The organism is Pseudarthrobacter sp. PS3-L1, assembly GCF_030063285.1.
GTDB lineage: Bacteria > Actinomycetota > Actinomycetes > Actinomycetales > Micrococcaceae > Arthrobacter.
The window spans coordinates 816,191-830,380 of the sequence record NZ_JASISU010000001.1 but is presented as its reverse complement, the minus strand read 5'-3'; the positions used below and the strand labels follow the sequence as shown (position 1 = coordinate 830,380).

The following is a 14,190-nucleotide window of genomic DNA, read 5'->3' as shown; positions in this document are numbered from 1 at the left end:
CCTTAGTCCACAGCCAACGGAACGTCCGAGAAGATGTTGCGGATGACGCCATTGGCCCACTCCAGGATCTCCGCGTCCTGCAGGTCGCGGCCACCAATCCTGGCTGTCTTCGGTTTTGGCAGCAGGATCGCGTCAAGCCCGGGTTTGGCCTGGGATCCCGGGTACATCCTGGCCATCCGCATCAGCTTGGATTCTGGGAGGTCGGCGGGCGAGAACTTGATGAACGTCCCCTGCAGGGCTACGTCAGTCAGGCCCACCTCCCGGGCCCCCACCCGGAACCGGGCGACAGCAATGAGGTTCTGCACAGGCAGCGGAGGCTCACCGTACCTGTCCACCAGCTCGGCCAGCACCTCCTCGATACCTTCCACTGTCACCGCCCCTGCCAACTTCCGGTACGCCTCAAGGCGCAGCCTCTCCCCCGGAACATAGTCGTGGGGCAGGTGAGCATTAACCGGCAGCTCGATCTTCATTTCCGCTGCCTTCTCCTCGGCATCACCGCGGAAGTCGGCCACAGCCTCCCCGACCAGCCTGATGTAGAGGTCAAAACCAACACCCTGGATGTGTCCCGACTGCTCACCGCCCAGCAGGTTTCCAGCCCCTCGAATTTCGAGGTCCTTCATGGCAAGCTGCATGCCGGCACCAAGTTCGTTGTGCGCGGCCACAGCTTTGAGCCGTTCCAGGGCAACCTCGCCCAGGGGCTTGTCAGGGGGGTACAGGAAGTACGCGTAGGCCCGTTCCCGGCCACGTCCCACCCGGCCCCGAAGTTGGTGCAGCTGCGAGAGCCCGTATTTGTCGGCTCCGTCCACGATGAGCGTGTTCGCGTTGGAGATATCAAGCCCGGTCTCAATGATGGTGGTGCATACCAGAACGTCGAAGCGACGCTCCCAGAAGTCCACAATGATTTTTTCCAAGCGACTTTCCGTCATTTTTCCGTGGGCCACCTCCACCCGTGCCTCGGGCACCAACTCACGGATATGGGCGGCCGTGCGGTCGATGCTGGATACCCTGTTGTGCACCAGGAAGACCTGGCCCTCACGCATGAGTTCACGGCGGATTGCCGCGGATGTCTGCTTGTCGGTATAGGGCCCCACATAGGTCAGCACTGGGTGGCGTTCCTCGGGCGGGGTCGCCAGCGTGGACGTTTCGCGGATTCCCGTCAGTGACATTTCCAGAGTCCTGGGGATGGGGGTGGCACTCATGGCAAGGACATCAACATTGGTCCGCATTTTCTTGAGCGCTTCCTTGTGCTCCACGCCAAAACGCTGTTCCTCATCAACAATCACCAGGCCAAGGTCCTTGAATTCGAAGCCCTTGGACAGCAGGCGGTGAGTACCGATAACGACGTCGACAGTTCCGTTTTTGACGCCTTCTACAGTCTCCTTTGTCTCCTTGGCGCCCTGGAACCGGGAGAGGGGCTTGACCCGCAGGGGGAACCCGGAGAACCGCTCCGTGAAGGTCTCATAGTGCTGCTGGGCCAGCAGCGTGGTGGGGACCAGGACGGCAACCTGCTTTCCGTCCTGGACTGCTTTGAAGGCGGCCCGGACCGCGATTTCGGTCTTGCCGTAACCCACGTCTCCTGAGACGAGCCGGTCCATGGGGATCTCCCGTTCCATGTCCGCTTTCACCTCGTTGATGGTGGTCAGCTGGTCGGGGGTCTCCACATAGGGGAATGCCTCTTCAAGTTCTCGCTGCCAGGGCGTGTCAGGCGCGAAGGAGTGCCCCCTGGAGGCCATCCTGGCCGAATAGAGCCTGATCAACTCCCCGGCAATTTCCTTGACTGCTTTGCGGGCCCGGGACTTGGTGCTGGCCCAGTCCGAGCCGCCCATCTTGCTCAGTGCGGGAGTGTCGCCACCGACGTAGCGTGTGACCTGATCCAGCTGATCCGTGGGAACAAAGAGCCTGTCGCCCGGTGCGCCGCGCTTTGCCGGGGCGTATTCGAGCACCAGGTACTCGCGCACGCCATCACCCCCGCCAGCCACCTTGCGCTGGATCAGCTCGATGAAGCGGCCAATTCCGTGCTGTTCGTGCACCACAGAATCCCCACCCACCAGCTGGAGTGGGTCCACGGCGTTTCGCCGCTTTGAGGGCATCTTGCGCATGTCTTTGGTGGAGCCAGCCGACGTACGGCCCAGCAGATCCGCTTCGGTCAGAAGGCCCAATTTCAGGCTGTCCAGGACAAACCCCCGCCCTGCTGCAGCGGTAGTAACCTCGATGATCCCAGGCTCGGGTTCCCTGGCCAGTGCCTCAACCCGAGAGCAGGGAATATTGTGCTCATGGAACAACTCAGCCAGGCGCTGCGCGGGGCCGGGACCGGCAGTCACCACCACAATCCGCCATTGGTCCCGGACCCTGGAACCGATGAAGTCCATCATTTCGGCCACGTCGCCCTGATATCCCCGAGGCTCACGGGCGTGAAGATTCAGGACATCAAACTCTGGCACCAGCTCTTCGTCAGTGGCCAGTGAACTGATGGACCACCAGGACACGCCGTGTTCCAGGGAAGTTGCCCGGGTCTCAGCCAGGGAGCGGAAACTTGCCGAGTGCAGGGCCTCCGACTCGGCCGCGCCAAGGTCCAGCGGTGCAGTACCCCCGTCAGAAGCCGTAGACCAGGCCGCCTCCAGGAATTCCTCGTTGGTGGCGGATAGGTCATGGGCGCGGGTTCGGACTTTTTCCGGCTCAATCACCACGGAAATGGAGCCCGCGGGAAGCTGCTCCACGAACGGCACCATGGAATCTACCAGGACCGGTGCCAGCGACTCCATGCCCTCAACGGCAACCCCACCAGCAATCTTCTCCAGCATGTCCAGTGCAGCGGGCATCAACTTTTTCAGTCCGGCCGCCCGGGACATCACAGCTGGGGTGATCAGCATTTCCCGGCAGGGCGGCGCATGCAGCTCCGTTGGATGGACCACTCCCGGAGCAGAAAGGGATCGCTGATCCGCTACGGCGAACCAACGCATCTGGTCCACCTCGTCCCCGAAGAACTCGATCCTGATGGGATGGTCTTCAGTGGGTGGGAAAACATCGATGATTCCTCCGCGGACGGCGAACTCACCGCGGTGCGTCACCATGTCGACCCTGGCGTAGGCAGCCTCTGCCAAGCTGCGAACCACCTGCGTGAAAGGCATTTCCTGGCCCACAGTCAGGGTCACCGGCACCAGTTCCCCGAGGCCAGCCACAATTGGCTGCACCACGGCGCGAACGGGGGCCACCACGACGCGCAGCGGCTCCGCCGTCGTACTTTCCGGGTGTGCCAGACGACGAAGGACGGCCAGTCGGCGCCCCACAGTGTCGGAGCGGGGCGAAAGCCTCTCATGCGGGAGGGTCTCCCAGCTGGGGAACTGCGCTACCGCGCCGTCGGGCAAGAAGGCCCTGAGGCTGGCGGTAAGGTCTTCAGCCTCGCGTCCCGTTGCCGTCACGGCAAGGACGACGCCAGCGGTCCCGGCCAATGCCAGGCCGTCGGCCATTTCCGCCAGAAGAGTCGCCCGGAGACCCGCGGGAGCGCTGATCTGGTAATCCTGCCCGCGGACCTCGAAACCCCTGGCGGCTTCAGCGCGGACGCGGGCGAAGGTGGAATCGGCAGCGAGCGCACGCCGGAGCCCATCCAGCGACGGAACGGTGGTGGAAGACCCAGTGGGACTCATGGTGGTAACTCCTGGAGGATGCGGCGAAAGATGATCTGCTGCAGGCAAAAGTCATCGGGTGGCAGGCAACACGAATGCCCGAAATTCTTGCGAATCCCAGGTCTTCCCAGCGTACTCCCGTGAACGCACTGGAATCTGACGTTCTGCCGGTGGCAGAGTTTACCCAGAACCGGGCCAGCGTTGCTAAGCTTACTTAGGAGCTGGCCGTCATGCGCTGCATTTCAGGTCACAGTCGCTGGCAACAAAGGAGCCGTGCCATGAGTGCCAATGAGAGTACCAACGCCGCCACAAACCAGCAGGACCCGCAGGCCGTAACAAGGCCGCAGAAATTCACCGGCCAGGATCAGCAGCCCGAAGAACTTGATGCCGGAGCTCCTCTCAAGGGCGAGTCGCGCACAGTTCTTGTGACAGGGGCCTCGGGCTACATTGGAGGGCGTCTGGTCCCCAAACTCCTGGAGGCTGGCCATACGGTCAAGGTCTTGGTCCGCTCCCCCGAGAAAATCGCGGGCAACCCCTGGCGCGACCAGGTTGAGGTCATTGAGAGCAGCCTGGACGATGGCGACGCCCTCCAGAAGGCCCTGACCGGTGTTGACGTCTTCTACTACTTGGTCCACTCCATGGCGGCCGGTTCGGGTTTCGAGGAAAAAGAACAGGCCATGGCCAGGACGGCAGCCACCGCAGCGGAGGCCGCCGGCGTTCGGCGGATTGTCTACCTGGGTGGCCTGCACCCCACCGGCGTGGAACTCTCCACCCACATGCGCTCGCGCGAAGCTGTCGGGCAGGTGTTCATTGACAACAGCGTTGATGCCATCGTGTTCCAGGCCGGCGTGGTGATCGGCTCCGGCTCTGCATCCTTCGAAATGATCCGGCACCTCTCGGAAACCCTCCCCCTGATGCCCGCACCGAGCTGGGTACGCAACAGGATCGAGGCAATCGCTGTCCGCGACGTGCTCTACTATCTGGCCTCCGCTGCCTCTCTCGATGGAACCATCAACCGCACTTTCGACATCGGCTGCCGGCAGGTTCTGACCTACGCAGGAATGATGCAGCAGTACGCTGCTGAGGCCGGGCTGCCCTACCGGGTGGTCATGGCATTACCCATCCCGGCCCCCAAACTTGCTGGCCTGTGGGTAGCCCTGACAACACCTATCCCCCTGTCCATGGCGGTGCCTCTCGTCCAGTCGCTGCAGCACGACGCAGTCTCGGACGAGCACGACATCGACAAGTACATTCCCCAGCCAGACGGCGGCCTGACCAACTACCGCACCGCCGTCGGCCTTGCACTCGGGCGGGAACGCGACGGTCAGGTAACCACCACCTGGGCCAATGCCGGGGCATCCTCCGATCCTCTGCCCAGCGACCCCGAGTGGGCAGGCCACAAGGTCTACATGGACGAGCGGACCTTTCACGGGGACGTGGACCCGGCCCATGTGTGGACCATCATTGAGGGAATCGGCGGCCAGAATGGCTGGTACTCCCTGCCCCTCGCCTGGCGTATCCGCGGTTGGATGGACAAGCTCCAGGGCGGCGCCGGACTCCTCCGCGGTCGCAGGCACCCGGGCACCCTGGCTGTGGGCGAGGTAGTGGACTGGTGGCGCGTAGAGGAGATTGATCGCGGCAAGCTCCTTCGCCTGCGCGCTGAGATGCGGGCCCCTGGCCGGGCCTGGCTCGAGCTTTCCGTGGAACCTGAGGGGAATGGCAGCCGCTACCGCCAGCGCGCCATCTTCTTCCCGAAGGGCCTCAGCGGACGGCTGTACTGGCTGGCGGTCCTGCCGTTCCATAGCTTCATCTTCCCGGCCATGTCACGCAATATCACCAACGCTGCCAAGGAACTCGCCGAAAAGGAGGCTTCCTCCGGCGGCAAGGCCCGCGCGACGAAGGGCAACTGACCGAACGGATACGTCGCTGGATCAGCCCACGTCGTAGGATGTTGGGAGCAAATCCTGCCCTACCACGGAGGTCCCCTTGGCCCTGAGCGCAACCACCACCCTTCCGCATACTGTCGAAGCAGTCACGGCAGTCCTCGTCAATGAGGACTTCCAGCGCCATGTCAGCGAACACGTGGGAGGAACGCTGGAGTCCTTCAGCGTGGACGGTGACCTGGCCGGACCCTTCAGTACCACGTCGGTGCGTACGCTCCCCACCAGCCGGTTGCCTGACATTGCGCGGAAGTTTGTTGGCGAAAAACTGACCGTAACGCAGGTCGAGTCCTGGTCCATGCCCGCCGCCGATGGTTCACGGCAGAGCAACATTACGCTCAAGATCGCCGGTGCGCCGCTGGATGTCACTGCAAGCCAGAAACTGTTGGCGGACGGTACCGGTACGCGCGTGGAGCTGGAGGGTGCCGTCACGTCGTCCATCCCATTCCTTGGCGCCAAGATCGCGTCCGCAGCGGAGCCCATGGTGGGCAAGGCGTTGAAGATCCAGGCCCAGCAGGCTCAATCCTGGTTGGAACGGTCCTAACCGATGGACATGCCCGTTTTCGTCAGCATTGTCCTGATCATCTCAGGCGTCTGGTCCTTGGTGGTCTGGCCACAGTTCCTCAAACGGGTCACCAAGGATCCGCGGGCTCGTGATGCCGCTGGGACAGCCACCAAGTTCCTCCGTGTCCATCAGATCCTGGTAGGCATCTCACTTGTTCTGGGAGTTGCCACTGCCGCGGTCGGCGTCACGGGCCTGCTCTCCTGACTGTGATCCGCTGAACGGCCGCCGGATTGTTGCCGCGTCCGCTGCGCCGCGGCGACAGTCAGGTCGCCTGGTTCAGCGAATCTTCGGCAGCGACCCAGGCGATCATGGCGCATTTGACCCGTGCAGCGTAGCGGGAGACACCCTCGAAGGCAGCAGCGTCACCGAGGATCTCCGGATCTGCAGCTATCTTTCCACGTGAGCGCAGAACGTCGCGGAAAGCATCAATCAGTGTTCGCAGATCCGAGACGTTCAAGCCCTCGGCCATCTCACTGAGTACGGATGCTGATGCCATGGAGATGGAACAACCATCACCATCCCAGGCAATCTGGGCTATCTTGCCCTCCTTGACTGCGAGGCGAAGAGTCACCTCGTCGCCACATACTGGATTGAGCTGATGGGATGATCCAGTGCTGGCTCCAGCTGGTACCGGGGTTTCGCTGAGACCACTGCCGTGGCGTTCCTTGGAGTGGTCGAGGATGATCTGTTGATACAGCTGGTCAAGACTCAAGGCTGTGCCTTTCTGGGCTGGGGCCACGGTGTTCTGGGAATCGGGGCCGGGGGAAGCAGCAGCTGCCACTCAGAGAGCTGGTCGGAAAAATGGTACGCCGGGCCGGCCTCAAACCCGGAAGTAGGACCGTACACCTGCGACGGCGTCAAGGAACATGTCGACGTCGGACGTGGTGTTGTACAGGTAGGCGCTGGCGCGTGTTGTGGCGGTAAGGCCCAGTCGTCTGTGCAGCGGCTGCGCACAGTGATGGCCAACACGGACCGCTATGCCCCGTGAGTCCAGGAACTGTCCGACGTCATGCGCGTGAACGCCGGCAACGTCAAACGCCGCCAGGCCAATCCTTTCGCTGCCGGCAGCTGGGCCCAGGACACGAATTCCAGGAATGTCCTGGAGCCCCGCCACCATGCGCTGTCCAAGCTTCGTTTCCCAGCGATGGATCCGGTCCAACCCTGTCTCGCTGAGGTAATTTGCTCCCGCGGCGAGCGCCACGGCCTGGGAAACGCGCTGAGTGCCCGCCTCGAAGCGCTGCGGTGCTGCCAGGAACTCGGCCCGCTCCATGGTGACCGTGGTGATCATGGAACCACCGGTCAGGAAAGGCGGCAGGACATCAAGGAGCTCCCGCTTTCCATACAGAACACCAACCCCGGTAGGACCAAGCATCTTATGGCCGGAAAAGACGGCGAAGTCCACGTCCAGGGCTTTAACATCCAGGGCCATGTGCGGGGCGGACTGGCACGCATCAAGAACCACGAGGGCACCAACTGCGCGGGCCAGCGCCACCAGGTCGATGACGGGGTTGATGGTTCCCAGGACGTTGGAGGCGTGGGTGAACGCCACCACCCGTGTTCGCGGTCCAATCACTGCAGCTGCCGTGTCCATCTGCAATGAACCGTCGTCATTGATGGGGATATAGCGCAGCACTGCTCCCGTCCGGAAGGCAAGTTCCTGCCAGGGAATGAGATTGGCGTGATGCTCCATTTCCGTCACGACGATCTCATCGCCAGGGCCCACCGCGAGCTCACTGAGGCGTGCATCGCCACGGCCACGTTCGGCCCACAGTCCAGCCGTCGCCAGTGACTGCGCTACCAGGTTCAGCCCCTCGGTCGCGTTGGAGGTCCAGACAGTTTCTTCGTAGCGCGCGCCAATGAAATCTGCAAGGGTCTGGCGTGCATCCTCAAACACATCTGTAGCCTCAACCGCCAGGTGGTGCGCGCCACGGTGGACGGCAGCGTTGCGCTGTTCGTAGAACTCCTGCTCGGCCTCAAGAACGCTGAGCGGATTCTGCGACGTTGCCCCAGAATCTAGGTACACCAGGGGCGACCCGTTGATCTCCTGCGCAAGGACGGGGAAGTCGTTCCTGATCCGCAGGACCTCGGCGTCATCCATGTCCGGAGCAGCGTGGGACAGGGTGGCGGGCGTTACTACTTGTGCCAAAACGAACTCCTCGGGTGCGGATGCTGGACACCCAATTCTCCCACAACAGAACGGCAGCGACTCTTGGGGAAGAGCCGCTGCCGCGGTTTCCGGACTGTGTCCGGAACTGTTAAGGGGCCGACGGCGGCTGGGGGGAGAGTCTCGGTCTCAGAAGACTCCGACGCCGTCGGTCCCGTCTGCTCCGCGGCCCTTGGCGGCCACGGAAGATGGGGGGTACTTCCAGTTCTGGACCGTGAGGACATTTATCCTTGTCGACGAACCAGCACTCGAACTGCGGCACTTGGTCTTGCAACCCTGTGCCCTGGATTCATTCTTTCGGAACTTCAGGACAAGGGCACGCGTAGTGAGTACTCGATTATTTGAGGCCGCCGCGGCGAACTACTTGGTTTCCCCTGGTGAGCCCGGGTTGAGTTCGTCCCGACTGCGTACACCCAGCTTTATATAGGTCCGGTACAGGTGACCCTCCACGGTGCGCACCGACACCATCAGATGCTGAGCGATTTCCTTGTCCGAGAATCCGCGGGCGGCTAGCGCCGCAACATCGCGTTCGCGCCGGGTCAATTGCACTGTAGGGATTGTCTTGACGAAGTGACCGTCCTGGTAGCCGCTGCCAAGATCCTGCTCACACCGCTCCCTGAGCTGGGACGCCTGCCGTGAGAGCCTGGCCTGATGGGTTGACGCGAAAATCGATTCAGCCCTGCGGTATGCCTCGTGGGCGAGGTTGACAAAATCCTGCAGCACAAATCCGTGACCAAGTTCCATGAGAACGTGGGGATCTGCCGCCAGAAAGGCGGTTGAGAGTTGGCCGGCGGCCAGCGCCCTGCGTCCCTGCACGTTCGCCGCAACCCGTGACAGGAGCCCCATCTCGGTGTAGTCGCGCAGCGCGACCCGCAACCCCAGAAGTTCAAGCAAGACTGCATCCCTGGCCGTCACGTCAGGGGCTGTGCTCATTGTCCTCAGATGAGCCAATCCCCTCCCATCCCGGTTCAGATATTCTTCACCTGCAGCGATGTAGGCGGCCGAACGCAACCGCCAGCCAACACCATCAACGGGCACCGCAGCGTGATACTCCGCCAACAGGCGCCTGGCCTGTACCTCATCTGCGCGGCGGGCCGCGGCATAAAAGGCCAGCGCCGTAGAAAATCGGAGAACCTGGAGCGGGTCATGGATGCGGAGGCTTTCCACCGCCGGTAGGAGAACCTGGTAACCGGTGTCAATTCGTCCCTGCCGAAGCCGCGAATAACCCCGGAGCGCTGTGACAGTACCACCAAACAGCTGCAGGGATTCTGGATGGCGACGTTCAAAAGCCAGGAGTTCAGCCTCAGCTGTGGTCCACTCCCCCAGGCCAATATGGACGAAGTTCGCCGCCATCGTTGTCATGTCCTGGAAGTAGTACACCGTACAGTCCAGGGACTTTGCTGCAATGGCAGCCCTTTCCATGGTGGTGAGGGCGACTTCGAGTGCTCCAGTGTTGATTTGCTCCATACAGCGCAGGGATGATTCCAGCACCCGCAGGGACGTGGACACTGAGGTGCCAGATGGCAATGGAACGTTCGGGGCGATTCCCTGGCTGCGCAATGCGGCAGCCAGCAGCGCATCCACGGCTGCCCCCAGGGCAGTGTCGTCACCATCTACGAGGTTGGCACGGCTCGTCTCCAACAGCTCAGCAGCCCTGACCACGTTGCCCAGGGAAAACTCAACACGGCCAAGGAGGGCCTGTGCACGTGGACCGGCCGCTTCAATGACAGGAGCGCCGAGCATGGCCCGGGCACCGTCGAGCCTGTCCAACCGGATAGCGAGGCTGGCACCGTCCAGCAATTGCGCAACGGAGAATTGTTCGCCGGTTTCAAGCCCCCATTCGACGGACCTGCACCTGCTGACCTCACTCCCTGATGAGTGGCTGCCCGCCAGCATACCGGCTGTCGTGCTGCTGCCACCCCGCGCTCTGAGTTCGCTGTACCCGTTAGCCATCATGGCCTGTCCCGTGGTGGCCAGCACCATTTTGTGGCGAAGATATCGGCTCTTGGCTGGCAGCACCTGCGCCCGGATACTTCCCGTCATAATGTCCGGAGCAATCGACACTTCAGCTGGTACTGCCCCCGTCTGCTTGATGAGTACCCGCTGCAGGAGGGATTCGACCGTTGCGGCACCGCAGATCTCCTCAATCGCTGCCCGCGCCACGGGTCCTGCTAGAGAAATCAACTGCATTGCTTCCCTGTCAGCTACCGGCAATTCAGCAAGGATCTGGCCGGCCAGGGACAGCAGCCCGGGCCCACGTTCGGGAAGACGACGGACCACAAGCCAGAGGTCATGCTTCTGGGTCAGCGCACCATCTGCACGGGCATCGCGAAGAAGGCGGGAGAGCAGGAGCGGGTTGCCGCCGCTTGCTGCGTGAAAAGCGGACGTTACGGCGGCGGGGATGGTCGACTCCAGTTCGAGGCCCAGGTATTCGCCTACCTCCGTGAGCCCGAAACCCTGCACGTCAACACGCTGTCCCATCCCGGTACGCCAGAGGTCCCGCAGCGCACGGGGAAGATTAGCCCAGGTTTGTCCAGCCGCAATCAGTTTCACCCACCCTGCAGCCAGCGCTTCGGACAGGACGGCAGCACTGGATTCGTCAACGCTGTCGGCGTTATCGAGGACAAGCAGAATGGGCAGGGTAGCGTTATCTGCCGTCCCGAACGCAACCGCCCCTGGATCCTGGGCTAAAGATCGGCGGGAATGCTGCCAGATGGCCTTGAGGACTGCTGCGGGCGCAGCGGCAAAAGCCCCGGACGGCGTCCCGGGAAATTGTGCCATGACCCCGAAAGGGACGTCAGCCAGCGCCGGACTCGCACGCAACCAGATCGTCTGGTACTCAGCTTTCAGATCTTCAGCGAGCCCCTCAAGCAGCGTTGTTTTTCCCACTCCCCTTACGCCTAACAGGATCTGCGGCGGCGGATGGCCACCGCGAAACTGGGAAAGTAAATGCGCTCTAACAGCATGCCGTCCCACCATGGGCTCCACCGAAGAAGGCCCACCAAGGGCCCTAACCGCTGCCAGGGAGATCACCCCGTGACGTGACTCCCAGCTTGGTGAAGATTTGGTAGAGGTGGCCTTCAACGGTGCGGACCGAGACACCCATTCGCTGGGCGATATCGCGGTTGGAGGCTCCCCTTCCCGCAAGATTCGCTACCTGCCTCTCCCGACTGGTCAGGAGAGGAGATGCGACTGGTACAAGCGGCAGGGCGGCGAGCGTCCCCGACAGCCTGTCGAGGCGCATTTGTGCTTCCCGCGCGGCAGCAGCATCACCACTGGATCTGGCGATTTCGAGCGCCAGCGCTACGCAGTGTGCTTCCAGGGCATCCAGTTCAAGCTTTTGGGCCGCGGCAGCGCCTGCCAGGAGCATCGTAGGGTTCTGCGTCTGCGAGCCAACAGCGATGTGGCGCGAGATGCCTGCTAGGAGACCTTGCCTCCTGTCAGCTGTTGCAGCCAGGCGAACGTACTGCTCCCCCGTGCCTCGAACAGTGGCGCCCAGGAGAAAGAAACCCGCCAGGGTATGGCGCCCCTGCAGGGAATTCTCGAAAGCCATCGCATCGAGCAACGATGACGCGTCTGGTTCGTCCAGCCAACGCCGTGCAGACAGTCTGCAGAAATCAGTAAGGCTCGTCAGGATAAACGGCTCCCCAGGGGGCTGCGCATCGAGTCTGCCTGCATGCTCCCGGGACTCCTCAGGCTGCCCCATCTGGGCATAGGCGAGGGCAGTAGCAGCCACTCCCAATCGGACCAGTTCCGTATAAGGTCCGAGCTGCAAGGTGGCCACCGCCGATCGCAACGCATCCAGCCCAGCAGCACCGCGACCCGCGAATACATAGGCTGTCCCCTCCATCAGCTCCATCACAGCGCCCCGCTGTGGCTGACTCCACGCAGACCCATCCTCGGCCTCGCGGACGACCTCCAGGCCGGACCGCCACTTTCCACACAAAAGATGGACAATGAAGGCGCGTTCTTGGAAAGTCCTCCGGCGGACCGCGCCCACTACTGCCCCAAGTAGTCCACCAACGTCCTGGAGCACCCTCTGGGCATCATCTTCCCGGCCGCAGACGGCGTAGGCCAGCATCAGCAGCGACCCTACCCGCACGCGAAACGAGGGAAGGGCGGAATCGAGCCGGGCAAAGGCATCCTCCAGAGGCACGACCATTCCCCAGAAATCACCGCCAAATGCGCGAAACTCGAACTCGACAATATCGAGCAGGTCAAGGCCTGCATCTGCCGCAGGCCCGGCCTGGCTGCACTCCAGGTGCTCGATAGCAGTGGTGCCTCCCCCGGATGTCCCGGTCCGGCTGCGAAGGTGGTAGCGTGCCTCGTGGATCTGGGCCGCGATATCAGCCTCGTATCCCCGCATTGCGCACAAAGCCCTGCATTTCTGCTCCACCAACAGCGCGTACTCAACCGAGCCCACGTCCTGCCAGGTCTGCTGGGGCACTGCATCAAGAGCCGAGAGTGCGTCCTCAGGGGAACGACTGAGGACGTGGGCTGCTGCAATCAACCGTTGCGCTGAAACCCACTGTGGCTGCTCCGCGCCAATGGCGCCTGCATAGCCCAGTGCCGAAGCGGGATCACCAGCATCAAGGGCAGCCCGGGATGCGCCAAGCGCCAGGTCACCATCGATGGCGCCCAACGACTCCAAGGCCCACGCAGCGTGCGCCATCAACTCCTCGTCCGACATCAGCGCAGGATCCGTGGGATGGGCAGCGGACAGCAGGTTGTGAAGCTCCCGTTGCCGGTTCACACCGATCATGGACAGCAAGGCTGAATGGAGGCCCTCATCCTGCGGCACCAGCCTGACCCGGTCAAGGGATTCAACATGGATGCGCCTACGGTCTTCCAATCCGGCAATGGTGTCCGGTCCAAACAGGTCACTCAGCACGTTGAGTGGAACGGATCGGGCACAGACCAACAGGTCCAATGCCAGGCGTGCGTTCTCGTTTTCGCCGGCCCACCGGGTCTGGATCATCTCCTGCACTATTGGCCCGACGCTGAGGTCCACCGCTTTGCGCAACGTCCAGGTTCCGCTTGAGAGGACAAGATTTCCCTGCTGTTGCTGCTCCGTGACGATGCCACGCAGCAGTAAAGAATTGCCTCCTGAAAGACGGTGGAAAATTCTGGTAGCGCCGGCAGAGATCCGGTGCCCCAGGAGGGAAAGCAGTACCTGGCGCACCTGCCGTTCACCCAGGCCAGTCAACCGAATCTCAACAAGTTCCCCTGCAGCAAGGAAGCGGTGAAAGTCCCCGGGAAGCAACGCTGACTCAGTCACTGTCAGGAGGACGCGCGCAGTTCCAGTCACCATGAGGTTGACCAGCACAGCTGCGCTCAGCGGATCCAGGAGTCCACCGTCTTCAAGGACCAAAACACAGTCGCGGCCTGCGGCATCGTGCCGGATCAGGTCCATAACCCCCTGCAGGAGCGCCACGGGTGTAGCCCCGGCCTCCACCGGCAACCGCGCGAGGAGCGCCGAAATGCTCGCATAAGGTTCGTTGGACAGTGCTGGGTGGCTCCTGAGGCGGACGCTGTAGACGCCTGGTCCAAGATCAGTAACAGCAGTTCTTGCAATGGCGGCTTTACCCGCCCCGTACTCACCGGTCAGTACCACACCGAAAACATTGTCAGACGTCAGAGCCGTCCCGATGGCCCTGAGGTCTTCGCTTCGTGCCGAAACCGACCACTGTCGATGATCTGCTTCCACGCCCGAGACCGTCAACGGCATAGCCATTGCCGGAGGTAACCCACTGTCCCCCTCAAGTGGTTCAGCCGACATGCACTTTCCCTCAGATCTGTCAGGCTCACGCGGAGACCCGCACCAGCAGGCCTTCTGCTCCTGAAACGAACACTACCCGAGGGGGCAGGCAAAAATGCGGCTACAGCTGAATGCCCCCG

General features: G+C 62.4%; 8 protein-coding genes. 3 read left to right on the top strand and 5 right to left on the bottom strand.

The genetic code is table 11. From position 1 onward, the window contains the following. Window positions 1-2: 2 nt before the first annotated feature. The gene (gene mfd / locus QMG79_RS03815; protein ID WP_283537220.1) at window positions 3-3,644 is read right to left on the bottom strand and encodes a transcription-repair coupling factor; all 3,642 of its coding nucleotides are present in this window, start codon (window positions 3,642-3,644) and stop codon (window positions 3-5) included. 257 nt (window positions 3,645-3,901) lie between these two features. Here mfd and QMG79_RS03810 point away from each other — a divergent pair, with 257 nt between their 5' ends. From QMG79_RS03810 to QMG79_RS03800, 3 genes are all read left to right on the top strand, one after another. After that, on the top strand, window positions 3,902-5,533 hold the full coding sequence (locus QMG79_RS03810; protein ID WP_283537219.1) for an SDR family oxidoreductase: 1,632 nt from the start codon (window positions 3,902-3,904) through the stop codon (window positions 5,531-5,533). A 76-nt stretch (window positions 5,534-5,609) separates the two neighbouring features. Continuing rightward, window positions 5,610-6,107, top strand: coding sequence for a DUF2505 domain-containing protein (locus QMG79_RS03805; protein ID WP_283537218.1), 498 nt, complete (start codon window positions 5,610-5,612; stop codon window positions 6,105-6,107). Window positions 6,108-6,110: 3 nt separating this feature from the next. Beyond that, entirely contained in the window at window positions 6,111-6,332 is a 222-nt protein-coding gene (locus QMG79_RS03800; RefSeq protein WP_283537217.1) for an SCO4848 family membrane protein, read from the top strand. A 58-nt stretch (window positions 6,333-6,390) separates the two neighbouring features. Here the strand turns inward: QMG79_RS03800 and sufU are convergent, their stop codons facing one another. From sufU to QMG79_RS03780, 4 genes are all read right to left on the bottom strand, one after another. Beyond that, complete coding sequence (sufU, locus tag QMG79_RS03795) at window positions 6,391-6,840, bottom strand: Fe-S cluster assembly sulfur transfer protein SufU (RefSeq protein WP_283537216.1); 450 nt, start codon at window positions 6,838-6,840, stop codon at window positions 6,391-6,393. 108 nt (window positions 6,841-6,948) lie between these two features. Next, window positions 6,949-8,274 (bottom strand): SufS family cysteine desulfurase, encoded by a 1,326-nt coding sequence (locus QMG79_RS03790; RefSeq protein ID WP_502934688.1) that lies wholly within the window; start codon window positions 8,272-8,274, stop codon window positions 6,949-6,951. A gap of 378 nt (window positions 8,275-8,652) precedes the next feature. After that, window positions 8,653-11,271, bottom strand: coding sequence for a LuxR C-terminal-related transcriptional regulator (locus QMG79_RS03785; protein WP_283537361.1), 2,619 nt, complete (start codon window positions 11,269-11,271; stop codon window positions 8,653-8,655). Between the two features lie 31 nt (window positions 11,272-11,302). Continuing rightward, window positions 11,303-14,071, bottom strand: coding sequence for a helix-turn-helix transcriptional regulator (locus QMG79_RS03780; RefSeq protein WP_283537215.1), 2,769 nt, complete (start codon window positions 14,069-14,071; stop codon window positions 11,303-11,305). Window positions 14,072-14,190: the final 119 nt, after the last annotated feature.